The following is a 22,955-nucleotide window of genomic DNA, read 5'->3' as shown; positions in this document are numbered from 1 at the left end:
ACTTTACTTGACGGCAGGGTTCTGAATTAAAAAATGATTCACCGGGTTCGGTCTTTGCTTTATGCTGATTGTTAGCAGAATGTTGTAAGGGGAGTTTTCCGCGGCATGCAGCCACGGGCAGGCACACCTTGAAAGTTGCGCATGCCATCGCTGCAGGCTTTCGGGCCAAAAGCCCACTGACTTGATGGAGGCGTGACCATGGATGTGATCAGCAACTTTGCCGCCCGCTACGAGCGCACTCGCGAGGAAGTCATCTCGCTGCAGGAGTACCTGGATATCTGCAAGCGCGACCCCACGGCGTATGCCACGGCTTCCGAGCGCATGCTCAAGGCCATTGGCGAACCCGAGCTGGTGGACACCCGCAACGACCCCCGGCTTTCGCGCATCTTCGCCAACAAGGTCATCAAGATCTATCCGGCGTTCAAGGAGTTCTATGGCATGGAAGACGCCATAGAACAGGTGGTGTCCTATTTCCGCCATGCCGCGCAAGGGCTGGAAGAAAAGAAGCAAATCCTTTACCTGCTGGGCCCGGTGGGCGGCGGCAAGAGTTCGATCGCCGAGCGCCTGAAGCAGCTCATGGAGCACGTGCCTTTCTACGCCATCCAGGGCTCGCCGGTCAATGAATCTCCGCTCGGCCTGTTCGACACGCTCGAGGACGGCGAGATTCTTGAAAAGGAATACGGCATCCCGCGCCGCTACCTGAATCGAATTCTCTCGCCCTGGGCCGTCAAGCGGCTCGAGGAGTACGGCGGCGACATCCGCCAGTTCAAGGTCGTCAAGCGCTTCCCGTCCGTGCTGCGGCAGATCGCCGTGGCCAAGACGGAGCCCGGCGACGAGAACAACCAGGACATTTCCTCGCTGGTCGGCAAGGTCGACATCCGCAAGCTCGAGACCTATGCCCAGGACGACCCCGACGCCTACGCCTACTCCGGCGGCCTGTGCCTGGCCAACCAGGGGCTGCTGGAGTTCGTGGAAATGTTCAAGGCGCCCATCAAGGTGCTGCACCCGCTGCTGACCGCCACGCAGGAAAGCAACTTCAAGGGCACGGAAGGCTTCGGCGCCATCCCGTTCGACGGCATCGTGCTGGCGCACAGCAACGAGAGCGAGTGGAAGGCCTTCCGCAACAACAAGAACAATGAGGCGTTCCTCGACCGGATCTACATCGTCAAGGTGCCCTACTGCCTGCGCGCCTCGGAAGAAATCAAGATCTACGAGAAGCTGGTGCGCAACTCGTCGCTGGCCCAGGCGCCCTGCGCCCCGGGAACGCTGCGCATGATGGCCCAGCTCTCGGTGCTCACGCGGCTGAAGGAGCCGGAGAACTCCAGCACCTTCAGCAAGATGCAGGTGTACGACGGCGAGAACCTGAAGGACACCGACCCCAAGGCCAAATCGATCCAGGAGTACCGCGACTACGCGGGCGTCGACGAAGGCATGAGCGGCGTGTCCACGCGCTTCGCGTTCAAGATCATCTCGAAGGTCTTCAACTTCGACAGCTCCGAGGTGGCCGCGAACCCGGTACACCTGATGTACGTGCTAGAGCAGCAGATCGAGCGCGAGCAGTTCGCGCCCGAGGTCGAGCAGAAGTACATCAGCTACATCAAGGAGTTGCTGGCGCCGCGCTATGCGGAGTTCATCGGCAAGGAGATCCAGACCGCCTACCTCGAGAGCTACAGCGAGTACGGCCAGAACATCTTCGACCGCTACGTGACCTATGCCGACTACTGGATCCAGGACCAGGAGTTCCGCGACGTGGACACCGGCGAGGTGTTCGACCGCGCCTCGCTCAACGCCGAGCTCGAGAAGATCGAACGGCCCGCCGGCATCGGCAACCCGAAGGACTTCCGCAACGAGATCGTCAACTTCGTGCTGCGTGCGCGGGCCGGCAACAGCGGGCGCAACCCGGCGTGGACCAGCTACGAGAAGCTGCGTTCGGTGATCGAGAAGAAGATGTTCTCCAACACCGAAGAGCTGCTTCCGGTGATCAGCTTCAACACCAAGAGCAGTGCCGACGAGCAGAAGAAGCACGAGGACTTCGTCACGCGCATGGTCGAGAAGGGCTACACGGCCAAGCAGGTGCGCCTGCTCTGCGAGTGGTATCTGCGCGTGCGCAAGAGTTCATAGCAAGGGTTCACAGCAACCAGGGCGCTGCGTAAAGCGCCCTGTTCTTCCCTCTTCTTTGCAAGGAGCTTTGACACCATCGTGGCCATCCTGCAGCAGATCATCGACCGCCGGCTATCGGGCAAGAACAAGTCCATTGGCAACCGAGAGCGCTTTCTCCGGCGCTACAAGGGGCAGATCCAGGAGGCGGTGCGGCGCGCGGTGAGCGGGCGCAATATCCGCGAACTGGAGCAAGGCGAAGACGTGACCCTGCCGCGCCACGACGTGTCCGAACCCGTGTTCGGCCACGCCCGTGGCGGCGACCGCGAGTACGTGCACCCCGGCAACCAGGAGTACCTGAAGGGCGACCGCATCAAGCGCCCCGAAGGCGGGGGCGGCGGCGGTTCCGGCAGCGGCGAGGCCAGCGACAGCGGAGAAGGCGAGGACGACTTCGTCTTTCGCCTGACGCGCGAAGAGTTCATGCGCGTGTTCTTCGACGACCTCGCGCTGCCGCACCTTATTCGCACGCAGATCGCCGACGTGCCCGAGTGGAAGAGCCACCGCGCCGGCTTCACCAGCGACGGCTCGCCCAACAACCTTCACGTGGTGCGCTCGATGCGCGGCGCGCTGGCGCGGCGAATCGCGCTCGGCGGCGAACCGCGCAAGGAACTCAAGCGCCTCGAGGCGCACCTCGAGCACCTGAAGCAGCATCCGCAGGCCGACCAGGCGCTGATCCAGAAGGAGATCCGCGAGACGGAAGAGCGCATCGCCGAGCTGCGCCGCACCATGCGGCACGTGCCCTACATCGACCCGATCGACCTGCGCTACCGCAACCGCGTGAAGACGCCGGTGCCCAGCGCCAAGGCCGTGATGTTCTGCCTGATGGACGTGTCTGGCTCCATGGACGAGGCGCGCAAGGACATGGCCAAGCGCTTCTTCATGCTGCTGTACATGTTTCTCACGCGGCACTACGAGACCATCGACCTGGTGTTCCTGCGCCACCACACGCAGGCGCAGGAAGTGACGGAGGAAGAGTTCTTCCACGCCACCGAGACCGGCGGCACCGTGGTGTCGAGCGCGCTGGTGCTGATGGACGAGATCATCAAGGCGCGCTACCCGAGCGGCGAATGGAACGTGTACGGCGCACAGGCCAGCGACGGCGACAACTGGCACCAGGACAGCGGCCGCTGCCGCGAACTGCTGGTCAACGACATCCTGCCGGTGGTGCGCTACTACGCGTACGTGCAAGTGGCCGAGACCGAGCAGAACCTGTGGCAGGAGTACCAGCAGCTCGAGGGCGTGCAGCCCAACTTCGCGATGCGCAAGGTGTCCGACGCGCAGGACATCTACCCGGTTTTCCGCGACCTGTTCAAGAAGGAAGGGGTCACGTCATGAGCTCCGTCATCTCCGGCATCTCCGGCATCTCCGCCCCCCCGCTGGCCAGCAGCCTGCCCCGGCTCGAGCGCCTGCCCAGCCCCTCGGACTGGACCTTCGATCTCATCGAGACCTACCACACCGAGATCGCCAAGACCGCCCGGAGCTACGGGCTCGACACGTACCCCAACCAGCTCGAGGTGATCACGGCCGAGCAGATGATGGACGCCTACGCCAGCGTGGGCATGCCCATGATCTACAGGCACTGGTCGTACGGCAAGCAGTTCATCGCCACCGAGAAGAACTACAAGCGCGGCCACATGGGGCTGGCCTACGAGATCGTCATCAACTCCGATCCGTGCATCGCCTACCTGATGGAAGAAAACACCATGGCCATGCAGGCCCTGGTGATCGCGCATGCGGCCTACGGCCACAACAGCTTCTTCAAGGGCAACTACCTGTTCCGCATGTGGACCGACGCGTCGTCGATCATCGACTACCTCGTCTACGCGCGGCACTACATCGCCGAGTGCGAAGAGCGCCACGGCCTCGACGCGGTGGAAGAACTGCTCGACTCGTGCCACGCGCTGATGAACTACGGCGTGGACCGCTATCGCCGGCCGCAGAAGCGCTCGCTGGCGCAGGAGAGTGCGCAGCGCGCCGAGCGCGAGCGCCACATGCAGCAGCAGGTGAACGACCTGTGGCGCACGCTGCCGCGGCGCAGCGAACAGGCGGCGGAGTCCGATTCGTCGAAGCGCTTCCCGTCGGAGCCGCAGGAAAACCTGCTGTACTTCATCGAGAAGAACGCGGCGCTGCTCGAGCCCTGGCAGCGCGAGGTGGTGCGCATCGTGCGCAAGATCGCGCAGTACTTCTATCCGCAGCGCCAGACCCAGGTCATGAACGAAGGCTGGGCCACTTTCTGGCACTACACGCTGCTCAACACCATGTACGACCGCGGGCAGCTGGCCGACGGCTTCATGATGGAATGGCTGAGCTCGCACACGGGCGTGATCTACCAGCCGCCCGTGGGGCACCGCGCCTACAGTGGCATCAACCCCTATGCGCTGGGCTTTGCGATGTACACCGAGCTGCGCCGCATCTGCGAGAAGCCGACCGAGGAAGACCACCGCTGGTTCCCCGATTTCGCGGGCTCCGACTGGCTCACCACGCTCGACTACGCCATGCGCAACTTCAAGGACGAGAGCTTCATCGGCCAGTTCCTGAGCCCGAAGACCATGCGCGACTTCCGGCTGTTCTCCATTCGCGACTACCAGAGCGAGTCGGAGCTGCAGGTGTCCGCCATCCACGACGACAGCGGCTACCAGTCGCTGCGCGAGTCGCTCTCGCGCCAGTACGACATCAGCAGCCGCGAGCCCGACATCCAGGTGTGGAACGTGGCCACGCGCGGCGACCGCTCGCTGACGCTGCGCCACACGCAGCGCAACAACCTGCCGCTGCACGACGGCGCGGAAGAAGTGCTCAAGCACGTCGCGCGGCTCTGGGGCTTCGACGTGCACCTGGAGAGCATCGACAACCAGGGCCGCATCAGCCGCAGCTGGAAGGCCGCGGCGCCGAAGCAGCAGTACTGACTGATCGCGCTGGTCTTCGGGGCGTCGGGTGCTCCCCGCACCGAAACAAAGGAGGAGGGGCGACGCCCCGGGGGACATTCGCGCAGGGGAGTACCCGGCGGCCTGTGCACCCGCCCTGAACAAACGGGCCCCGAACAAACGCCCCCAGAACTCAAGCCGAAGGAACCAGCGCAGCAATAGCCAGCGTGTAGCCCTTCACGCCCAGTCCCACGATGATCCCGCGCGCCGCCGGCGAGATGTACGAGCGGTGGCGGAACTCTTCGCGCGCATGCACGTTCGAGATGTGCAGCTCGATCACCGGCACGCTCGCGCCCTTGATGGCGTCGTGCAGCGCGATGGAGGTGTGCGTGTAGGCGCCGGGATTCATCACCACGCCCAGCATGTTGCCCGCCGCCACTTCGCGGCCGGCCTCCTGGATCCAGTCGACCAGCACGCCTTCGTGGTTCGACTGGCGGCATTCGATCTCGACGCCGTGCTTCGCGCCGGTTTCCTTGCAAAGCCGCTCCACGTCGGCCAACGTGTCGCGTCCGTACTGTTCGGGCTCGCGCGTGCCGAGCAGGTTGAGGTTGGGGCCGTTGAGGACGAGGATTTTCTTCATGATGGATGAGGGTCGAAGGTCTGTGCCGGGGGCGCCAATTATGGTCTCGCGACCGTCTTGCGGCGCTTGGCCGCTGACGAACCGACGTAGTAGTTGTAAGAGTCGATGTCCACCACGCAGCGCGCCATCAGGTCCACGAAGGCGCGCAGCTTCTGGCCCATGTAGCGCTGGCGCTGGTAGGCGCAGTAGATGCGCCGCGGCTCGGGCTGCCACGCGGGCAGCACCGGCGCGAGCACGCCCTGCGCCACTTCGGGCTTGACGAAGAAGGCAGGCAGCAGCGCGATGCCCAGGCCGTCGATGCAGAAGGTCTTCATGACCCAGTGGTCGTTGGTCTCGAACGCCGGCTCGGGGCGAAAGGCGAAGCTCGACGCCCCGGACACCAGCAGCACCTGCGCGGCGCCCGACGAAGGCGCCTTCATCACGATCGACTGGTGCCGCGCCAGCTCGTGCGGCGACGACGGCGTGCCGTGGCGCGCCAGGTACTGCGGGCTCGCATACAGCCCGTAGTTCAGCCGCCCCAGCAGCTTGGCCACCAGGTTCGGCGCATCGGGCGGCTCGGAGCACACGTAGCAGTCGACGTCGGCGATGCGCGCCGCGTGGAAGCCGTTGGCCACGTCGAGCTGGCAGCGCACGTTCGGGTGCGACTCCAGGAACAGCTTGACCACGTGGCAGACGAAGGAGGTGCTGAACTGCGTGTCCGACAGCAACGACAGGCTGCCCGACACACCCGTCGTCAGCTCGTGGATCTCGGTGCTCGCGGCTTCGAGCCGGCCGGTCACTTCGTCGAGCAGCCCTTCGGCGCGCAAGAAGAAGGCGCGGCCCGCCTCGGTGAGCGTGATGCGGCGCGAGCCGCGCATGAGCAGCTGCGCGCCCAGCAGTTCCTCGAGCCGCACGAGCTGCCGGCTCAGCGTGGCCTTCGAGGTGCCCGAAAGGCTTTCGGCGCGGGTGAGGCTGCCGCTCGTGGCGACCAGCACGAAGGCCTCGACCAGGACGAGGTCGATGCGGCTCATGGCGCCCAGCGTTTCAGGAATGAAAAGTTGCGTCTCTTCATGTGGCTTTCATCGGTGCGGTGGAAGCGGTACGGTATCACCGGCGCTGCGCCCCGCGGCCCGACGTTCCCCCCCCACGATCCATGAACGACACACAAGACACAGCCACCTGGCACCCCGTGGCGCCCAGCGCCGGCCTGCGCCCCGGCGCCAACATCGTCGCCGGCTTCGCCGAAGGCCAGGAGCTCGCCCTCTGGCGCGCGGCCGACGGCACGGCCCAGGCCTGGGAAAACCGCTGCCCGCACCGCAGCGTGCGCTTCACGCTGGGCCAGGTGATCGACAACCGCCTGGCCTGCGCGTACCACGGCTGGGAGTACGCGGCCGGCAGCGGACAGTGCACGCGCATTCCGGCGCATCCGGCCATGCAGGCGCCGCGCAACGTGTGCGCGAAGACCTTCGCAACGGCGGAGGCCGCGGGGATGCTGTGGGTTCGCCTGTCACCGGAGATGCCATCTGCCTCGCCCGCTCCGACCTCTCCACCTGCCCCACCTGCCCCACCTGCTCCACCGGCCCCACCGGCCCCACCGGCCCCGCCCGCACTGGCCGGCGCCGTGCCCGCCGGCTGGCACTTCTGCCGCACGCTGACCGTTCGCGCGCCGGCCGCCACGGTGCGCGAGACGCTGGCCCGGCGCGGCCTGGCCGCCGGCGAAGCCACTGGCGGCTGGCGCGGTCCGCTCGACGGCGTGGACACCGCCGCCCTGGTGCTCGACGCCCAGCCCCGCCTCGCCTTCGTCCACCTCTGGACCTGCGCAGCTCCCGGTTCCGCCGCCATGCAGGCCCTGCACACCGCCGCGCGCAGCCTGCGCGGCGACATCGAAGCCCTCGGCTGAAAGACCCCCATGCCCTTCGTCACCGACGACCCCAACATGCTGGACGACTGGCTCGTCATCGGCCCGGCCACGCCCGTGTCCGCGTCTGCGTCGGCGTCCGCACCGCGCACCACCCGCCTGCTCGGCGAAACCGTGCAGCTCTGGACCGATGCCGACGGCGCGCCGCATGGCAGCCTGGGCGGCCAGCCGCTCACCGTGCAGTCCCGCTACGGCTACCTCTGGGCCTGCCCCAGCGGCCGCCCCGCCCGCCCGCTGTTCGACTTCCCCGAATACAGCGAGCCCGGCCGACGCACCATCGACTGCGGCGGCATCGGCGTGGCGGTGTCGGGCCTGCGCGTGATCGAGAACTTCCTCGACATGGCGCACTTCCCCTTCGTGCATGCCGACTACCTCGGCAAGGTGCCGCACACCGAGGTTGCGCAGTACCAGGTGCAGGTCGAACCGGCCACCGGCGAGATCTGGGCCACCGACTGCCGCTTCTGGCAGCCGCGCGCCTCGGCCGCGCACGACTCGGGCAGCGAGGTGCTCTACAAGTACCGCGTGATGCAGCCCTTCTCGGCCATGCTCTACAAGTCGAGCTTTCGCGCGGGCGAACTCGACGCCATCGGCCTGTTCCTGCAGCCCGTGGACGAAGAACACGTGATCGCCCACACGCTGCTGGCCTGCTACGACGACGACTCCACCGACGCCGAGCTCATCGCCTTCCAGCACACCATCTTCGGGCAGGACAAGCCCATCCTGGAGAACCACGCCTTCAAGCGCATGCCGCTCGAAGGCCGCGCCGAGACGCCGACGCGCGGCGACACCTCGTCGGTCACCTACCGGCGCTGGCTGCGAGAACGCGGCATGCGCTTCGGCGTGAGGGCCGCGGCATGACGATGAAGCTCTACGACTACCCGCTGTCGGGCAACTGCTTCAAGGTGCGCCAGATGCTGGCATGGCTCGGCTTGCCGTACCAGGCCGTGCCGGTCGACTTCTTCCCGGGACGCGCCCACAGGTCGGCCGCGTTCCTGGCGAACGTCAACCCGCTGGGCCAGCTCCCGGTGATCGACGACGACGGCTTCGTGTTGCGCGACGCGCAGGCCATCCTGGTCTACCTGGCGAGCCGCTACGGCCCACCCAGCCCACCCAGCCCACCTGGCCCGCAAGGCCACTGGTACCCCGCCGACCCGAAGCTGCGCGGCCAGGTCGCGATGTGGCTGGCCACCGCCGACGAGATCACCCGCACCGCCTCGGCCGCGCGGCTGCACGACGCGCTGGGCTACCACCACCTCGACATCGAGGCCTGCCGGGCCGGCGCGCGCGCGGTGTTCCGCGTGCTCGACGACCACCTCGCGGAGCAGGCCGGCCACGGCCTGCGTTGGCTGGCCTCGGCGCCCGAGCCGACCATTGCCGACCTCGCCTGCTTCCCCTATGTCGCGCTGGCCGGCGAAGGCGGCATTTCGCTGGACGAATTTCCCGCACTGCGAAACTGGGTCTGGGATTTCCGGCACCTGCACGGGTTCATCGGCATGTCGGGTATCTTCCCTGCTGGCCCCGCCTGAGTATCCTCATCCCCTTCCGCTTTCTGAAGAACCCAACACCATGAAAACCAAAGCCGCCGTCGCGTGGAAATCCGGAGCGCCGCTCACCATCGAAACCGTGGACCTCGAAGGCCCGAAGTTCGGCGAGGTGCTGGTGGAAATCAAGGCCACGGGCATCTGCCACACCGACTACTACACGCTCTCGGGCGCCGACCCCGAAGGCATCTTCCCCGCCATCCTGGGCCATGAAGGCGCGGGCATCGTGGTCGACGTGGGCCCCGGCGTCACCACCCTCAAGAAGGGCGACCACGTCATTCCGCTGTACACGCCCGAATGCCGCCAGTGCAAGTTCTGCCTGAGCCGCAAGACCAACCTGTGCCAGCTCATTCGCGGCACGCAGGGCAAGGGCCTGATGCCCGACGCCACCTCGCGCTTCAGCCTCGACGGCAAGCCGATCTTCCATTACATGGGCACGTCGACGTTCAGCAACTACACGGTCGCGCCCGAGATCTCGCTGGCCAAGATCCGCGAAGACGCCCCGTTCGACAAGGTCTGCTACATCGGCTGCGGCGTGACCACCGGCATCGGCGCGGTGATCTTCACGGCCAAGGTGGAAGCCGGCGCCAACGTGGTGGTGTTCGGCCTGGGCGGCATCGGCCTGAACGTGATCCAGGGCGCCAAGATGGTGGGCGCCGACAAGATCATCGGCGTCGACCTGAACCCCGAGCGCGAGGCCATGGCCCGCAAGTTCGGCATGACGCACTTCATCAACCCGAAGGACACCGAGAACGTGGTCGACGCCATCGTGCAGCTGACCGACGGCGGCGCGGACTACAGCTTCGAGTGCATCGGCAACACCAAGGTGATGCGCCAGGCGCTGGAGTGCACGCACAAGGGCTGGGGCCGCAGCATCATCATCGGCGTGGCAGAAGCCGGCGCGGAAATCAGCACGCGCCCGTTCCAGCTGGTCACGGGCCGCAAGTGGGAAGGCTCGGCCTTCGGCGGCGCGCGCGGACGCACCGACGTGCCGAAGATCGTCGACTGGTACATGGAGAACAAGATCAACATCGACGACCTGATCACGCACACCATGCCGCTGGAGGACATCAACAAGGGCTTCGACCTGATGAAGCGCGGCGAGTCGATCCGCGGCGTCGTTATTTACTGACCCCCCAGGCTTCGCGCACTTCGTGTCGCTTCTCCACACCAGCGGCCCGGCAAAGCCGGTTCCGCGGTGTTCCTGGAACAGACATCAGCGCTCTCTTTGGAGGTGACCTCGTGACGCCAAGAATGGAACCCTTGCACAAGATCGAGGCCGGTGTGCTCGAAGTCGCGTACTTCGAAGCCGGCCCCGCCGACGGTGCGCCGGTGCTGCTGATGCACGGCTTCCCGTACGACATCCACACCTACGCGGAAGTCGCGCCCATGCTGGCCGAACAGGGCTGCCGCGTGATCGTGCCGTACCTGCGCGGCTACGGCGCCACGCGCTTCCTGAGCGACGCCACGCCGCGCTCGGGCGAACAGGCCGCGCTGGGCGCGGACCTGCTCGCGCTGCTCGACGCACTGGAGATCGAGCGCGCGGTGCTGGCCGGCTACGACTGGGGCGGCCGCGCCGCCTGCGTGGTCGCGGCGCTGTGGCCCGAGCGGGTGGCGGGGCTGGTGTCCTTCAACAGCTACAACATCCAGAACATCGCGAAGGCGATGGTGCCGGACACGCCGGCCAACGAGCACAGCCTCTGGTACCAGTACTACTTTCACAGCGAGCGCGGCCGCGCCGGGCTGGCGCAGGACCGCAAGGGCTTCACCAGGCTGCTGTGGAAGCTGTGGTCGCCCACCTGGCAGTTCGATGACGCGACCTTCGAGCGCAGCGCCGCCGCGTTCGACCACCCCGACTTCGTGGACGTGGTGATCCAGTCGTACCGCCACCGCTTCGGCCTCGTGCCGGGCGACCCGGCCTACGCCGACATCGAACGCCGCCTCGCGGCCCAGCCCGCCATCGGCGTGCCCACCATCACCTTCGACGGCATCGACGACGGCGTGCGCCCACCGGCGCAACCGTCGGCGCACGCGCACCGCTTCAGCGGGCCGCGCTCGCACCGCCTGGTGCCCGGCGTGGGCCACAACATGCCGCAGGAAGCGCCGCGCACCTTCGCCGACGCCGTGCTGGAGCTGGTGCCCGCCCTGCGGACGCCGCACAAGAAAACCTCATGACCGACCACACACCCAAGACCCTCTCCGAGCATCACGCCTTCGGCGGCGTGCAGAGCTTTCACGAACACGCGTCGCATGAAATCGGCCTGCCGATGCGCTTCTCGGTCTACCTGCCGCCGCAGGCCGCGAACGAGCGCGTGCCCGCCCTGCTCTACCTGGCGGGCCTGACCTGCAACGAGGAAACCTTCGCCGTCAAGGCCGGCGCGCAGCGCATGGCCGCGAGCCTGGGCATCGCGCTGATCGCGCCCGACACCAGCCCGCGCGGTGCCGGGGTCGAGGCCATTCCCGGCGCCAAGGACAGCTGGGACTTCGGCATCGGCGCGGGCTTCTACCTCGACGCGCTGGCCGAGCCGTGGGCCACGCACTGGCGCATGGAAAGCTGGATCGTGCAAGAGCTGCTGCCGCTGGTGGCGCAGCACTTCGCCATCGACGGCGAACGCATCGGCATCTTCGGCCACTCGATGGGCGGGCACGGCGCGCTCACGCTGGCGCTGCGGCATCCGGGGCGCTTCAAGTCGGTCTCGGCCTTCGCGCCGATCTGCGCGCCCACGCAATGCCCGTGGGGCGAGAAGGCATTCGCGGGCTACCTGGGCGAGCCGGGCGCCGACCGCGCGCAGTGGCTGGCGCACGACGCCAGCGCGCTCATGAAGTCGCAGGTGACGGCGCCCTACCCGCAGGGCATCCTGATCGACCAGGGGCTGGCCGACAAATTCCTGGCCGAGCAGCTGTACCCCGAGGTGTTCGAGGCCGCCTGCTTCGCCGCCGGCCAGCCGCTCACGCTGCGCCGCCATGCGGGCTACGACCACGGCTACTACTTCATCCAGAGCTTCATGGCCGACCACATCGCGCACCACGCGCAGACGCTGCGCGCCTGAACATCGGCAGGAGCGGCGGCACGCTCAGGGCTCGATGAGCCCGCGCTCGCCCACCGTCTCGGGCATCGCCTCGCGCACCATGTCCAGGAAGCGGCGCAGCCGCACCGGATAGAAGCGCGCGGGCGGATAGACCAGGTACATCGGCAGCGGCGAGGCCTGCCAGGTCGGCAGCAGGTGCACGAGGTCGCCGCGCGCGATGTCCTCGCGCAACGCCCAGGCCGACGCCACGCACACGCCGAGCCCCAGCAGCGCCGCGTTGCGCAGCGCATAGAGGCTGTCGGTCGTCATCTGCGGGCGAATGGCGATGCGGCGCTGCTCGCCGCTGCGCAGGCAGCGCAGCTCGACCTCGTCGCGGTAGTACATGCTGAGCGCCACCCACGGCAGCGAGGCCAGCGCCTCCACGTCCTTCGGCGGCGCGGCCCCGCCGAGCACCGACGGCGCCACGGCCACGATGCGCGGCACGTCGGCCAGCTTGATCGCGATGACCGAGGGGTCGGTCACCTCGCCGACCTGGATCGCGCAGTCGATGTTCTCGGTGATGAAGTCGGGCGTGCCGTCGCGCAGCATCCACTCCACGCGCACGCGCGGGTGGCGGCGCAGGAACGCCGCGAGCGGGCCCAGCAGCTGGTGCTGGCCGAACGCGTGCGGCGCCACCACGCGCAGCGTGCCTTCGGGGTCTTCGTGCGAGCCGCGCAGGTCGGACTGCAGGGCTTCCCAGTGGGCCACCATGTCCTTGGCCCGCTCGTAGCAGCGCTCGCCGTCTTCCGTCAGGTTCATCGCATGCGTGGAGCGCTGCAGCAGCTTCACGCCGAGCGAACGCTCCAGCGCCTGGAGCCGCCGGCTCACGGTGGGCTGCGTGGCGCCGATCTGCTGCGCCGCCGCCGAGAGGCTGCCCGCCTCGACGATGCGAACGAAGGTCTGCAGCAGCTCGATGCGGTCTGCGGCGGCGGTGGCCGGGGTCTTTTGCATGCGGCGAGCGTATAGCGTTTTTGCATTCGCACGCACTACCCACGCACCGTGCGCGGCGGCAGACTGGCCGGCTTTCATCGCGGAGATCAACCCAATGGACACAGCATTCATCGGCATCGGCAGCATGGGCGCGGCCATGGTGCCGAACCTCGTCAAGGCAGGCCACCAGGTGGCGGTGTGGAACCGCAACCCGGCCCCCGCCGAGGCGCTCGAAGGCGTCACGCTGCTCGACTCGCCGGCCGCGGCCTTCCAGCGCGAAGTCGTGCTCACGATGCTGGCCGACGACGCGGCCGTGCGCGGCGTGATCGTCGATTCGGGCGCCTTGCGTTCGGCGCGGCCCGGTTGCGTGCACGTGATGATGGCCACGATCTCGCCCGCGCTGGCCGAGGAACTGGTCGCCTTGCACGACGCAGCGGGCGTGGCCTACGTCGCCGCGCCGGTGTTCGGCGTGCCGGCCGTGGCGGCGGCGGCGCAGCTCAACATCGTCGCGGCCGGGCCCGCGCAGGCACTGGCCGCGGTGCGCCCGTTGCTCGACGCGATGGGCCAGCGCGTGTGGCCGCTCGGCGACGATCCGCTGCGCGCCAACGTGGCCAAGATCGCCGGCAACATGATGATCTCGCTGGCCATCGAGGCCATGTCCGAGGCCGTGGCGCTGGGCGAGTCCTACGGGCTGAAGGGCGCGGACTTTCTCGACATCGTCACCAACACGCTGTTCGCGAGCCCGAGCTACCAGCGCTACGGCAAGCGCATCGCCACGGGCGACTACGAACCCGGCTTCAAGCTCACGCTGGGGCTGAAGGACGTCGACCTGGCGCTCGACGCGGGCGCGGCAAGGCAGGTGCTGCTGCCCGCCGCGCGCATCGTGCAGCAGCGCATGCACGCGGCCATCGACCGGGGCATGGGCGGCAAGGACTGGTCGGCATTCGGGCAAGCCTGATCCGCGAGCGGGTTCACGGGGGCGCTCACGGCGACGTTCACGGAGGCGTTCACGGAGGCGTTCAGCGCCGTATCATGGTTCGCATGTCCGCCGCTCAAATCCCCGCCTTCGAACTGCGGTCGCGCGAAGGCAGCCCTGAAGAAAACATGGTGCTGGCCGGCATCTGGCGCCGCGCCTGGATCTCGGCCAACCGGGGCGCCGCCGCCATCGAGCCCATCGGCCACTGGCTGCGCCGCGTGCAGACCGAGTTCGGCCCGCCCGCCGACGTGGTGCTGGCCGAGCGCGACGGCCAGGTGCTGGCGTTCATGGTGCTGCTGGTGCGGCGCGAGTACGTGGCCCAGCTCTTCGTCGAGCCCCACCTGCGCAACCAGGGGCTGGGCAAGGCCCTGCTCGACGAGGCCTGCGTGCGCATCCCGACCGGCTGGCGGCTGCACGTGGCCACCACCAACGCCAGCGCGCAGCGCTTCTACGAACGCTACGGCCTCGAGCGCGGCACGGTCGACCGCCACCCGACCAGCGGGCGCGAACGCATCGCCTACCATTGGTCGCCCTCGCGCCCGCCGTGGCGCGTGGGCTGAACCCCACCTGCATTCGCCCCATGCGCATCGACCACATCGCACTCTGGACCACCGACCTCGAACGCTGCAAGCGCTTCTACGTCGACTACTTCGGCGCCACCGCCGGCACCGGCTACACCAACCCGGCCAAGGGCTTCGCCTCGTGCTTCCTGAGCCTGGGCGACGGCGCGCGCATCGAGGCCATGACCACCCGCACGCTCGAGCCCGTGACGGCCGAGGCCGGCGCGCAGCGCATGGGCTGGACGCACCTGGCCATCAGCGTGGGCTCCGACGCGGCGGTCGACACCCTCACGCAACGCCTGAAGGCCGACGGCCATCCGCTGCTCGACGGCCCGCGCCGCACGGGCGACGGCTACTACGAGAGCGTGGTGCTCGACCCGGACGGCAATCGCATCGAGATCACGGCATGAGCGCGTTCGTCGACAGCCTGCACGAGATCTTCGAGCGCTTCGGGCGCATCACGCCGCGCCGCATGTTCGGCGGCCACGGCATCTTTCATGAAGGCCGCATGATCGCGCTGGTCACGGGCGACACGCTGTACCTGAAGTCCGACGCCGAAAGCGCGCCGTACTTCGACCGGCAGAACCTGCCACCCTTCACCTATGTGCGCCAGGGCAAGTCGATGCCCATGTCGTACCGCCAGGCCCCGGCCGACCTGTTCGAGGACCGCGAAGAGGCCGCGCTCTGGGGCCGCCGCGCCTACGAATCCGCGCTGCGCTCGGGCCAGCCGCCCAAGCCCAGGAAAACACCCGCTGCGAAAAAGGCAGCGGCCCAAAAGACTCCCGCCAGGAAGGCGCCCGCAAAGAAGACCGCAGTGAAGAAAAAGACAACGAAAGCAGCCTCCCGGTGAGCGAGCACAACCGCACGCTCCCCCCCTTGCCCGAGCGCGAACAGATCGCGCTGCTCGAACCCTTCGACGGCCTCGGCCTGAAAGACATCGTGGTCGTCGCCACGCTGCAGGACGCCGAGCGCGCCGCCGCCACGCTGCTGGCGGCCGGCATCGCCGGCTTCGACACCGAGTCCAAACCCACCTTCGCGAAGAACGAGGTCTCGGGCGGTCCGCACGTGGTGCAATTTTCGACGCGCGACACGGCATGGCTGTTCCAGCTGCACCGCACCGAGTGCAACCCGGTGGTGGCCGCGCTGATCGCCTCGACCGAGCTGCGCAAGGTCGGCTTCGGCCTGTCGGGCGACCTCACGCTCATTCGCAACCGGCTCGGCATCGAGCCGGGCGCGGTGTTCGACATCGACGACGAATTCCGCCGGCGCGGCTACCGCAAGTCGGTCGGCGTGAAGGCCGCGGTGGCGCTGGTATTCGATCGCCGCTTCATCAAGTCGCGCAAGGCGACCACTTCGAACTGGGCCAACAAGCAGCTCACCGAGGCGCAGCTGCGCTACGCCGCGAACGACGCCTACGCGTCGATCCGCGTGTACGACGCGCTCTTCAGCCGCAGCAACTGAACGACCGCCCCGGTCGTCACCCGGTCAGTCGCGCCCCGCCTCGACGATCGCCTGCGCGAGCCGCCCAGGGTTCGAGAAGAACATCTCGTGGCTGCCCGGGCACGCCACCAGCCGGAACAGGCCCAGCCGCTCCGACAGGCGCGGATGCCACGGCAGGCCGTGCGGCAGCGCCGTGTCCTGCAGGCAGTTGACATACGACTTGCCCAGCGCCAGCGCCGCCAGCGGCTGGCTCAGCCTGATCTTGTCGGTGAAGGTGCGGTACGGGTGCGGGTTGAGCTTGTCGTACGCGGCCTGCGCGGTCGGCAGGTCGGCGTCGTTGATGAAGGCCTCGCGCCAGACCTCGAACGGCAGGCTCACCGCGTTGGCATTGGCCGCGGCCACGGCGTCGAACATCGCCACGTAGTGCGGCGGCACCATGTCGTTGAGCGACTCGCCGTCCAGCGGCACGAAGGCGTTGATGTACACCAGCCGCTTCAGGCGCGGCGCAATGCGGTCGGCCACGCCCGAGATCACCATGCCGCCGTAGCTGTGGCCCACCAGGCGCACCTGCGTGAGGTTCTTCTGCTCGATGTAGCGCACGGCCGAGTCGATGGCGTCTTGCAGCGTGGTGGTGGCGCGGTCGTCGCCGGGCTTGTTGCCCGCGAGCGTGGGGCAATGAACCGTGTGGCCGGCCGCGCGCACGCCTTGGGCCACGGCTTCGATTTCAGCGCCGGTGTGCCAGGCGCCATGGACGATGACATAGGTGTCGGACATGGAGGTCTCCTTCGTTGGGATGGAGAACGACTGTAGGAACGGCGGCCCGCGCCGGATGGCCGATGCCCGCCAGCCCGATGGCCGATTCGCGCCAGGCGGCTTGCATTCATTCAATACTTCAAACATACTTGAAATATGGAAGAAAACGACGTCGTCCGCTCCCTGGCCGCACTGGCACAGCCCGTTCGCTTGCGCGTGTTTCGCGCACTGGTGGTGGCGGGCTCCGCCGGCCTGACGCCCGGCACGCTGACCGAATCGCTCGAGGTGTCGGCCACCAGCCTGTCGTTCCATCTCAAGGAACTGATGCATTCGGGCCTGGTCTCGCAGGAGCGCCAGGGCCGCAACCTCGTCTACCGCGCGGCGTTCGAGCAGATGAACGGCCTGCTCGCCTACCTGACGGAGAACTGCTGCCAGGGCGAACCCTGCGCCGCGAGCTGCACCGCAGACGGCACTGCAGGCTGCGCCCCCGCATGCTGATCGCGCTCGCGATCTTCGTCTTCACGCTGGTGCTGGTCATCTGGCAGCCGCGCGGGCTGGGCATCGGCTGGAGCGCGTCGCTGGGCGCCGCCATGGCGCTGCTGCTCGGCGTGGTCCACGCCGCCGACATTCCGGTCGTCTGGGGCATCGTGTGGAACGCGACGGCCACCTTCATAGCCGTGATCGTCATCAGCCTGCTGCTCGACGAGGCCGGCTTCTTCGAATGGGCAGCCCTGCACGTGGCGCGCTGGGGCGGCGGGCGCGGCCGGCTGCTGTTCGCGCTCGTGGTGCTGCTGGGGGCCGCCGTGTCGGCGCTGTTCGCCAACGACGGCGCCGCGCTGATCCTCACGCCCATCGTGATGGCCATGCTGGCGGCGCTCGGCTTTTCGCCCGCGGCAACGCTCGCGTTCGTCATGGCGGCGGGCTTCATCGCCGACACGGCCAGCCTGCCGCTGATCGTGTCGAACCTGGTGAACATCGTCTCGGCGGATTTCTTCCACATCGGCTTCGGCGCGTACGCCTCGGTCATGGTCCCCGTGAACATCGCGGCGGTGCTCGCCAGCCTGCTGGTGCTGGTGCTCTACTTCCGCCGCGGCATTCCGGCGCGCTACGACGCGGGCCAGCTCAAGGCGCCGGCCGCTGCGGTCCGCGACCCCGCAACCTTCCGCGCCGGCTGGGTGGTGCTCGTGCTGCTGCTCGCCGGCTTCTTCGGGCTGGAGCCGCTGGGCGTGCCGGTCAGCGCCGTGGCGGCCTTCGGTGCGGTGGTGCTGCTGGCCGTCGCGGGGCGCGGCGGGGTGATCGGCATCGGGCGCGTGCTGCGCGGCGCGCCATGGCAGATCGTGGTGTTCTCGCTGGGCATGTACCTGGTGGTGTACGGCCTGCGCAACGCGGGGCTGACCGGCCACGTGGCGTCGCTGCTGAACGTCTTCGCGCAAGGCGGCGTGTGGGGCGCGGCGCTGGGCACGGGCCTGCTCTCGGCGCTGTTGTCCTCGGTGATGAACAACATGCCCACGGTGCTGGTCGGCGCGCTGTCCATCGACGCGTCGGGCGCCACCGGCCTCGTGAAGGAGGCCATGGTCTACGCCAACGTGATCGGTTGCGACCTCGGCCCGAAGATCACGCCCGTCGGCAGCCTCGCCACCCTGCTCTGGCTGCACGTGCTCGCCAAGAAGGGCATGGCCATCGGTTGGGGCTACTACTTCAAGGTCGGCATCGTGCTGACGCTTCCCGTGCTGTTCGCGGCCCTCGCCGCCCTGGCACTTCGACTGAGCCTCCCGCTTCCATGAACGGCATCACGATCTATCACAACCCCGCCTGCGGTACCTCGCGCAACGTGCTTGCACTGATCCGCAACACGGGCGACGAGCCCACCGTCGTCGAGTACCTGCAAGACCCGCCGGACCGCGCCACGCTGGAGCGGCTCATCGCCTCGATGGGCATGGCGGTGCGCGACCTGCTGCGCCGCAAGGGCACGCCGTACGACGAGCTCGGCCTCGACGATCCGAAGTGGAGCGACGAACAGCTGGTCGGCTTCATGCTGCGGCACCCCGTTCTCATCAACCGGCCGATCGTGGTGACGCCGCTCGGCACGCGCCTGTGCCGCCCGTCGGAAGCGGTGCTCGACATCCTGCCGCGCGCGCAGCAAGGCGCGTTCTCCAAGGAAGACGGCGAAGCCGTCATCGATGCAAGGGGTCAGCGTGTCGCAAAACCAAACCCCAAGCCCTGAGCTGCCCCACGTCGACGCCGCGCATTTGCGCCGGCCCGACCCGCTGCAGCTGGCGCCCGCGCAGCGCGCCACGCACGCGCCGCGCATCCTGCTGCTGTACGGTTCGGTGCGCGAGCGCTCGTACAGCCGGCTCCTCACCGAAGAGGCCGCCCGCCTGCTGCAGGCCATGGGCGCGCAGACCCGCATCTACGATCCGCGCGGCCTGCCGCTGCCGGACGACGCGCCCGAAGACCACCCGAAGGTGCGCGAACTCCGCGAGCTCGCGCAGTGGTCCGAAGGCATGGTGTGGTGCTCGCCCGAGCGGCACGGCGCCATGACCGGCATCATGAAGGCGCAGATCGACTGGATCCCGCTGGCCGTCGGCTCGGTGCGCCCCACGCAGGGCAAGACGCTCGCGGTGATGGAGGTGTCGGGCGGCTCGCAGTCGTTCAACGCCGTGAACCAGTTGCGCGTGCTGGGCCGCTGGATGCGCATGATCACCATCCCCAACCAGTCGTCGGTGGCCAGGGCCTTCATGGAGTTCGAGGAGGACGGCCGCATGAAACCCTCGCCGTACTACGAGCGCGTGGTCGACGTGATGGAAGAGCTGCTGAAGTTCACGCTGCTCACGCGCGACTGCGCGGGCTACCTGGTCGACCGCTACAGCGAACGGCGCGAGAGCGCGCAGGCGCTGTCGGAGCGCGTCAACCTGCGCAGCATCTGAGCGGGCCGGGCGCCGGCGCTGGGCATGAGCTCAGTTCAGTCGCCCGCGCCGCAGCTCGCCCGGCGTCGCGCCCAGGTGCCGGCGGCACAGCCGCACGAAGTGCGACGCATCCGCCAGCCCCACGCGAAAACCGATCTCCGCGATGCCCAGCCGGTCGAAGCGCGCGTCGCCGAGCATGCGCCGCGCCGCCTGCATGCGCACGGCCGTCAGCGCAGTGGCGAAGGTGGTGCCGCCATCGCCATCGCCATTGCCATCCCCATCTCCCTGCCCGCCGGCCAGGCAGCGGTGCAGGCCGCGCTCCGAAATCCCCAGTCCGCGCGCCACGGCCGTGGCCGTGAGCCCGGGCTCGGCATGGCGCTCGCGCGTGGCGTCCAGCACGCGGCGGCGCAGCGCGGCGCGGCCCTCGCCGGGCGCCTGTGAAACACCATGCCCCAACGCGAGCGCCAACAAGCCGCCCAGCTGGTCGGTCAGCAGTTCGGCCGGCACCGGCGGCCGGCTGGCCATCTGCGGCGACAGCTGCCTGATGAAGCCGCTCAGCACGCCGCCCCAGCCGGACTGCCCGTCAATGCGCCGCGCCACCCGGTCGCCGGCGTCGGGGAGCCAGGCGTCGACCCAGGCGGTCGGCAGTTCGAGCGACAAGGTCTCGGCCGACTGCAGCAGATGGAATTCGTAGAGGCGGCGCGAGTCGACCAGCACCGCGTCGCCCGGCAGCAGCCGCGCGCTGCGGCCGTCCTGCACGGTGACCCAGGCCGAGTCGGTCTTGCACAGCAGGTAGTAATAGTTGTGACGGCTCTGGGCAATGGCGCGGCGCGTGCGGTACACGGCCTGCGCGCTGCCGCGCACCTGGTTGACCACGATGGGCCCGAGCGGCGCCGACTCCAGCGTGGCGGCGAAGCTGCCGCCCGCGCAACTGGTGACGTCCATCTCCAGGAAGCCCTCGCAGACCGCGCCCACCCAATAGTCCAGCCGCTGCGCGGGCGGCACGGCGTCGGTGGACCAGCGGTGGATGGCTTCATTCATGCGCGCCAACATACCCAAGCCGGGCCTGCTTGCCAAGCGGGAATAGCCCCTCTCCCACGGCGCGGCGCGGCCGACACCGGCAAAATGGCCCGCGAACCAACCCGTGCGCGGGGCATTCCGGCGCACGCACATGAAAGAAGGGCAAGACGGGTCATGAGAAACAAAAGCGATTTCGGACTGATCGGGCTGGCCGTGATGGGCCAGAACCTGGTGCTGAACGTGGAGAGCCGCGGCTTCCAGGTCAGCGTGTACAACCGCACCGAAGCGACCACCGAAGCCTTCATTGCCGAGAACCCCGGCAAGAAGCTGGTCGGCGCCAAGACGCTCGAGGCGTTCGTGCAGAGCCTGGCCAAGCCGCGCAAGATCCAGATCATGGTGAAGGCCGGCGCGCCGGTCGACCAGGTGATCGAGCAGCTCATCCCCCTGCTGGACAAGGACGACATCGTCATCGACGGCGGCAACAGCCTCTACACCGACACCGAGCGCCGCGACGCCTACCTGAGCAGCAAGGGCCTGCGCTTCATCGGCGCCGGTGTGTCGGGCGGCGAGGAAGGCGCGCGCAAGGGCCCGTCGATCATGCCGGGCGGCCCGCTGTCCACCTGGGAGGTGATGAAGCCGATCTTCGAGAGCATCGCGGCCAAGGTGGACGGCGAGCCCTGCGTGATCCACATCGGCCCGGGCGGCGCCGGCCATTACGTGAAGATGGTGCACAACGGCATCGAGTACGGCGACATGCAGCTCATCTGCGAGGCCTACAGCCTGTTCAAGGCGGCCGGCTTCAGCACCGACGAGATGGCCGCCATCTTCAACGAGTGGAACGACGGCGAACTGCAGAGCTACCTGATCCAGATCACCGCCAAGGCGCTGGAACAGAAAGACCCGGAAACCGGCAAGCCGATCGTCGACGTCATCCTGGACAAGGCCGGCCAGAAGGGCACGGGCCAGTGGACGCTGATCAACGCGGCCGAGAACGCGGTGGTCATCAGCACCATCAACGCCGCCGTCGAGGCGCGCGTGCTGTCGTCGCAGAAGAAGGCGCGCGTGGGCGCGAGCAAGCTGCTGCAGGGCCCGAAGATCGAGCTCTCGCTCGAGAAGAAGGCGCTGGTGGCCAAGGTGCACGACGCGCTGTATGCCTCCAAGGTCATCAGCTACACGCAGGGCTTCGACCTCATCAAGACGATGGGCGACAAGAAGGAATGGAAGCTCGACCTGGGCGGCATCGCGTCCATCTGGCGCGGCGGCTGCATCATTCGCGCGCGCTTCCTCAACCGCATCACCGACGCCTTCCGCACCGACCCCGCGCTGGGCAACCTGATGCTCGACCCCTTCTTCAAGGACCTGCTGAACCGCACGCAGCAGAACTGGCGCGAAGTGGTGGCGCTGGCGGTGAGCAACGGCATTCCGGTGCCGGCGTTCAGCGCCTCGCTGGCCTACTACGACAGCTACCGCACCGAGCGCCTGCCGGCCAACCTGCTGCAGGCGCAGCGCGACTTCTTCGGTGCCCACACCTACGAGCGCACCGACAAGCCCGAAGGCCAGTTCTTCCACACCGACTGGCCTGAAGTGATCGGCTGACCGATCGAATGAGGCCATGCCAGCCCTCGACTACCCCCGCCACCTGGTCGAGGACTGGCAACTGAGCGACGGCACGCCGGTGCGGATCCGCCCGATCCGTGCCGACGACCTGGATCTGCACTCGGCCTTTGTGGCGGGCCTGTCGAACGAAACGGGCTACCACCGCCTGCTGTCGCCGCGCAAGCCGCAGCCCGACGAGCTCTGGCGCATGACCCACATCGACTACGACCGCGAACTGGCGCTCATCGCGACCACCGAGGTCGGCGGCCGCGAGCAGCAGATGGGCGTGGTGCGCTACGTGCGCGGCGACACGCCCGAGACGGCGCACGTTGCCGAGTTCGCCGTGGTCATCGGCGATGCCTGGCAGCGCCACGGCGTCGCGGCCAAGCTGCTGCGCAAGCTGATCGACGCGGCCGCGCAGGCCGGCGTGAAGCAGCTGGCGGACATCACGCTCTACGACAACACCGGCATGCTGGCGCTGGCGCGCAAGCTGGGGTTCAGGCTGCAGCGCGACCCGGGCAACCCGAACGTCACGCGGCTGCGGCTGGTGCTCGATGCGCCTGCGCCGCCTGCGCCACTGTCGACGCCCTCGCCGCCCTCGCCCTGAGCT

25 protein-coding genes are annotated in these 22,955 nt (G+C 68.1%); 20 read left to right on the top strand and 5 right to left on the bottom strand.

What is annotated here, in order from left to right; all coding sequences use genetic code 11:
• Positions 1 to 198 precede the first annotated feature (198 nt).
• The 3 genes from BM013_RS07530 to BM013_RS07520 all read left to right on the top strand — a co-directional run bounded on the left by BM013_RS07530 (position 199) and on the right by BM013_RS07520 (position 5,060).
• Positions 199 to 2,121 carry a PrkA family serine protein kinase gene (locus tag BM013_RS07530; protein WP_093124783.1) on the top strand — a complete coding sequence of 641 codons (1,923 nt, stop codon included), beginning with the start codon at positions 199 to 201 and terminating at the stop codon, positions 2,119 to 2,121.
• Positions 2,122 to 2,199: 78 nt separating this feature from the next.
• On the top strand, positions 2,200 to 3,492 hold the full coding sequence (locus BM013_RS07525) for a YeaH/YhbH family protein (RefSeq protein ID WP_093124781.1): 1,293 nt from the start codon (positions 2,200 to 2,202) through the stop codon (positions 3,490 to 3,492).
• Positions 3,489 to 5,060, top strand: a complete 1,572-nt coding sequence (locus BM013_RS07520; RefSeq protein WP_256221418.1) for a SpoVR family protein — start codon at positions 3,489 to 3,491, stop codon at positions 5,058 to 5,060. Before BM013_RS07525 ends, BM013_RS07520 begins: the two co-directional genes overlap by 4 nt.
• Before the next feature lie 151 nt (positions 5,061 to 5,211).
• Here the strand turns inward: BM013_RS07520 and aroQ are convergent, their stop codons facing one another.
• A complete protein-coding gene (gene aroQ, locus BM013_RS07515) occupies positions 5,212 to 5,658 on the bottom strand; it encodes a type II 3-dehydroquinate dehydratase (RefSeq protein ID WP_093124778.1) in 447 nt (148 codons plus the stop codon).
• A 38-nt stretch (positions 5,659 to 5,696) separates the two neighbouring features.
• Complete coding sequence (locus BM013_RS07510; protein ID WP_093124776.1) at positions 5,697 to 6,668, bottom strand: LysR family transcriptional regulator; 972 nt, start codon at positions 6,666 to 6,668, stop codon at positions 5,697 to 5,699.
• Positions 6,669 to 6,790: 122 nt separating this feature from the next.
• On the opposite strand from BM013_RS07510, the gene BM013_RS07505 reads away from it, so the two are divergent.
• The 6 genes from BM013_RS07505 to fghA all read left to right on the top strand — a co-directional run bounded on the left by BM013_RS07505 (position 6,791) and on the right by fghA (position 12,146).
• On the top strand, positions 6,791 to 7,537 hold the full coding sequence (locus BM013_RS07505) for a Rieske 2Fe-2S domain-containing protein (RefSeq protein WP_093124774.1): 747 nt from the start codon (positions 6,791 to 6,793) through the stop codon (positions 7,535 to 7,537).
• Positions 7,538 to 7,546: 9 nt separating this feature from the next.
• Positions 7,547 to 8,413, top strand: coding sequence for an aromatic ring-hydroxylating oxygenase subunit alpha (locus BM013_RS07500; RefSeq protein WP_093124772.1), 867 nt, complete (start codon positions 7,547 to 7,549; stop codon positions 8,411 to 8,413).
• Positions 8,410 to 9,081: a glutathione S-transferase family protein gene (locus BM013_RS07495; RefSeq protein WP_093124769.1), complete on the top strand. Its 672-nt coding sequence runs from the start codon at positions 8,410 to 8,412 to the stop codon at positions 9,079 to 9,081. Before BM013_RS07500 ends, BM013_RS07495 begins: the two co-directional genes overlap by 4 nt.
• Before the next feature lie 40 nt (positions 9,082 to 9,121).
• Entirely contained in the window at positions 9,122 to 10,228 is a 1,107-nt protein-coding gene (locus BM013_RS07490; RefSeq protein WP_093124767.1) for an S-(hydroxymethyl)glutathione dehydrogenase/class III alcohol dehydrogenase, read from the top strand.
• Between the two features lie 122 nt (positions 10,229 to 10,350).
• Positions 10,351 to 11,271 carry an alpha/beta fold hydrolase gene (locus BM013_RS07485; protein ID WP_093124764.1) on the top strand — a complete coding sequence of 307 codons (921 nt, stop codon included), beginning with the start codon at positions 10,351 to 10,353 and terminating at the stop codon, positions 11,269 to 11,271.
• The gene (fghA, locus tag BM013_RS07480; RefSeq protein ID WP_093124761.1) at positions 11,268 to 12,146 is read left to right on the top strand and encodes an S-formylglutathione hydrolase; all 879 of its coding nucleotides are present in this window, start codon (positions 11,268 to 11,270) and stop codon (positions 12,144 to 12,146) included. Before BM013_RS07485 ends, fghA begins: the two co-directional genes overlap by 4 nt.
• Positions 12,147 to 12,170: 24 nt before the next feature.
• On the opposite strand, the gene BM013_RS07475 is transcribed toward fghA, so the two are convergent.
• Positions 12,171 to 13,115: a LysR family transcriptional regulator gene (locus tag BM013_RS07475; protein WP_177225430.1), complete on the bottom strand. Its 945-nt coding sequence runs from the start codon at positions 13,113 to 13,115 to the stop codon at positions 12,171 to 12,173.
• Between the two features lie 94 nt (positions 13,116 to 13,209).
• Between BM013_RS07475 and BM013_RS07470 the strand changes: the two genes are divergently transcribed.
• From BM013_RS07470 to BM013_RS07450, 5 genes are all read left to right on the top strand, one after another.
• On the top strand, positions 13,210 to 14,052 hold the full coding sequence (locus BM013_RS07470) for an NAD(P)-dependent oxidoreductase (RefSeq protein ID WP_093124756.1): 843 nt from the start codon (positions 13,210 to 13,212) through the stop codon (positions 14,050 to 14,052).
• A gap of 83 nt (positions 14,053 to 14,135) precedes the next feature.
• On the top strand, positions 14,136 to 14,630 hold the full coding sequence (locus BM013_RS07465) for a GNAT family N-acetyltransferase (RefSeq protein WP_256221417.1): 495 nt from the start codon (positions 14,136 to 14,138) through the stop codon (positions 14,628 to 14,630).
• Between the two features lie 20 nt (positions 14,631 to 14,650).
• Positions 14,651 to 15,040, top strand: coding sequence for a VOC family protein (locus tag BM013_RS07460; protein ID WP_093125224.1), 390 nt, complete (start codon positions 14,651 to 14,653; stop codon positions 15,038 to 15,040).
• Positions 15,037 to 15,480, top strand: a complete 444-nt coding sequence (locus BM013_RS07455; protein ID WP_093124751.1) for a TfoX/Sxy family protein — start codon at positions 15,037 to 15,039, stop codon at positions 15,478 to 15,480. Before BM013_RS07460 ends, BM013_RS07455 begins: the two co-directional genes overlap by 4 nt.
• On the top strand, positions 15,477 to 16,091 hold the full coding sequence (locus tag BM013_RS07450) for a 3'-5' exonuclease (RefSeq protein ID WP_093124748.1): 615 nt from the start codon (positions 15,477 to 15,479) through the stop codon (positions 16,089 to 16,091). The genes BM013_RS07455 and BM013_RS07450 overlap by 4 nt, the downstream gene beginning before the upstream one ends.
• Before the next feature lie 24 nt (positions 16,092 to 16,115).
• Here BM013_RS07450 and BM013_RS07445 read toward each other — a convergent pair whose 3' ends face one another.
• Positions 16,116 to 16,844, bottom strand: coding sequence for an alpha/beta hydrolase (locus tag BM013_RS07445; RefSeq protein WP_093124746.1), 729 nt, complete (start codon positions 16,842 to 16,844; stop codon positions 16,116 to 16,118).
• A gap of 135 nt (positions 16,845 to 16,979) precedes the next feature.
• Here BM013_RS07445 and BM013_RS07440 point away from each other — a divergent pair, with 135 nt between their 5' ends.
• From BM013_RS07440 to arsH, 4 genes are read left to right on the top strand one after another with little or no spacing between them, the layout of a single operon-like run.
• Positions 16,980 to 17,321, top strand: a complete 342-nt coding sequence (locus BM013_RS07440; protein WP_093124743.1) for an ArsR/SmtB family transcription factor — start codon at positions 16,980 to 16,982, stop codon at positions 17,319 to 17,321.
• Entirely contained in the window at positions 17,315 to 18,607 is a 1,293-nt protein-coding gene (locus BM013_RS07435; protein WP_093124740.1) for an arsenic transporter, read from the top strand. Before BM013_RS07440 ends, BM013_RS07435 begins: the two co-directional genes overlap by 7 nt.
• Positions 18,604 to 19,047, top strand: a complete 444-nt coding sequence (gene arsC / locus BM013_RS07430) for an arsenate reductase (glutaredoxin) (protein ID WP_093124737.1) — start codon at positions 18,604 to 18,606, stop codon at positions 19,045 to 19,047. The genes BM013_RS07435 and arsC overlap by 4 nt, the downstream gene beginning before the upstream one ends.
• Complete coding sequence (arsH, locus tag BM013_RS07425; protein WP_093124734.1) at positions 19,004 to 19,750, top strand: arsenical resistance protein ArsH; 747 nt, start codon at positions 19,004 to 19,006, stop codon at positions 19,748 to 19,750. Before arsC ends, arsH begins: the two co-directional genes overlap by 44 nt.
• A gap of 30 nt (positions 19,751 to 19,780) precedes the next feature.
• On the opposite strand, the gene BM013_RS07420 is transcribed toward arsH, so the two are convergent.
• The gene (locus tag BM013_RS07420; protein ID WP_256221414.1) at positions 19,781 to 20,770 is read right to left on the bottom strand and encodes an AraC-like ligand-binding domain-containing protein; all 990 of its coding nucleotides are present in this window, start codon (positions 20,768 to 20,770) and stop codon (positions 19,781 to 19,783) included.
• Between the two features lie 153 nt (positions 20,771 to 20,923).
• Here BM013_RS07420 and gnd point away from each other — a divergent pair, with 153 nt between their 5' ends.
• Together gnd and BM013_RS07410 are read left to right on the top strand one after the other, a co-directional pair.
• Entirely contained in the window at positions 20,924 to 22,345 is a 1,422-nt protein-coding gene (gnd, locus tag BM013_RS07415) for a decarboxylating NADP(+)-dependent phosphogluconate dehydrogenase (RefSeq protein WP_093124730.1), read from the top strand.
• Positions 22,346 to 22,361: 16 nt separating this feature from the next.
• A complete protein-coding gene (locus BM013_RS07410) occupies positions 22,362 to 22,952 on the top strand; it encodes a GNAT family N-acetyltransferase (RefSeq protein ID WP_093124727.1) in 591 nt (196 codons plus the stop codon).
• Positions 22,953 to 22,955 lie beyond the last annotated feature (3 nt).

Source organism: Variovorax sp. OK605, assembly GCF_900115445.1.
Lineage (GTDB): Bacteria > Pseudomonadota > Gammaproteobacteria > Burkholderiales > Burkholderiaceae_C > Variovorax.
Note: the sequence above shows the minus strand (reverse complement) of the source record. Positions and strands in the feature narration are given on the sequence as shown.

Bases quoted from the DNA above. Each gene is read 5' to 3' on its own strand.
- fghA (WP_093124761.1), top strand. From the start codon at position 11,268: ATGACCGACCACACACCCAAGACCCTCTCCGAGCATCACGCCTTCGGC.
- BM013_RS07470 (WP_093124756.1), top strand. From the start codon at position 13,210: ATGGACACAGCATTCATCGGCATCGGCAGCATGGGCGCGGCCATGGTG.
- BM013_RS07455 (WP_093124751.1), top strand. From the start codon at position 15,037: ATGAGCGCGTTCGTCGACAGCCTGCACGAGATCTTCGAGCGCTTCGGG.
- BM013_RS07500 (WP_093124772.1), top strand. From the start codon at position 7,547: ATGCCCTTCGTCACCGACGACCCCAACATGCTGGACGACTGGCTCGTC.
- BM013_RS07420 (WP_256221414.1), bottom strand. From the start codon at position 20,770: ATGAATGAAGCCATCCACCGCTGGTCCACCGACGCCGTGCCGCCCGCG.
- BM013_RS07510 (WP_093124776.1), bottom strand. From the start codon at position 6,668: ATGAGCCGCATCGACCTCGTCCTGGTCGAGGCCTTCGTGCTGGTCGCC.
- BM013_RS07435 (WP_093124740.1), top strand. From the start codon at position 17,315: ATGCTGATCGCGCTCGCGATCTTCGTCTTCACGCTGGTGCTGGTCATC.
- BM013_RS07460 (WP_093125224.1), top strand. From the start codon at position 14,651: ATGCGCATCGACCACATCGCACTCTGGACCACCGACCTCGAACGCTGC.
- BM013_RS07475 (WP_177225430.1), bottom strand. From the start codon at position 13,115: ATGCAAAAGACCCCGGCCACCGCCGCCGCAGACCGCATCGAGCTGCTG.
- BM013_RS07490 (WP_093124767.1), top strand. From the start codon at position 9,122: ATGAAAACCAAAGCCGCCGTCGCGTGGAAATCCGGAGCGCCGCTCACC.
- BM013_RS07495 (WP_093124769.1), top strand. From the start codon at position 8,410: ATGACGATGAAGCTCTACGACTACCCGCTGTCGGGCAACTGCTTCAAG.
- BM013_RS07445 (WP_093124746.1), bottom strand. From the start codon at position 16,844: ATGTCCGACACCTATGTCATCGTCCATGGCGCCTGGCACACCGGCGCT.
- aroQ (WP_093124778.1), bottom strand. From the start codon at position 5,658: ATGAAGAAAATCCTCGTCCTCAACGGCCCCAACCTCAACCTGCTCGGC.
- BM013_RS07505 (WP_093124774.1), top strand. From the start codon at position 6,791: ATGAACGACACACAAGACACAGCCACCTGGCACCCCGTGGCGCCCAGC.
- arsC (WP_093124737.1), top strand. From the start codon at position 18,604: ATGAACGGCATCACGATCTATCACAACCCCGCCTGCGGTACCTCGCGC.
- BM013_RS07440 (WP_093124743.1), top strand. From the start codon at position 16,980: ATGGAAGAAAACGACGTCGTCCGCTCCCTGGCCGCACTGGCACAGCCC.
- BM013_RS07530 (WP_093124783.1), top strand. From the start codon at position 199: ATGGATGTGATCAGCAACTTTGCCGCCCGCTACGAGCGCACTCGCGAG.
- BM013_RS07485 (WP_093124764.1), top strand. From the start codon at position 10,351: ATGGAACCCTTGCACAAGATCGAGGCCGGTGTGCTCGAAGTCGCGTAC.
- arsH (WP_093124734.1), top strand. From the start codon at position 19,004: ATGCAAGGGGTCAGCGTGTCGCAAAACCAAACCCCAAGCCCTGAGCTG.
- BM013_RS07465 (WP_256221417.1), top strand. From the start codon at position 14,136: ATGTCCGCCGCTCAAATCCCCGCCTTCGAACTGCGGTCGCGCGAAGGC.
- gnd (WP_093124730.1), top strand. From the start codon at position 20,924: ATGAGAAACAAAAGCGATTTCGGACTGATCGGGCTGGCCGTGATGGGC.
- BM013_RS07410 (WP_093124727.1), top strand. From the start codon at position 22,362: ATGCCAGCCCTCGACTACCCCCGCCACCTGGTCGAGGACTGGCAACTG.
- BM013_RS07520 (WP_256221418.1), top strand. From the start codon at position 3,489: ATGAGCTCCGTCATCTCCGGCATCTCCGGCATCTCCGCCCCCCCGCTG.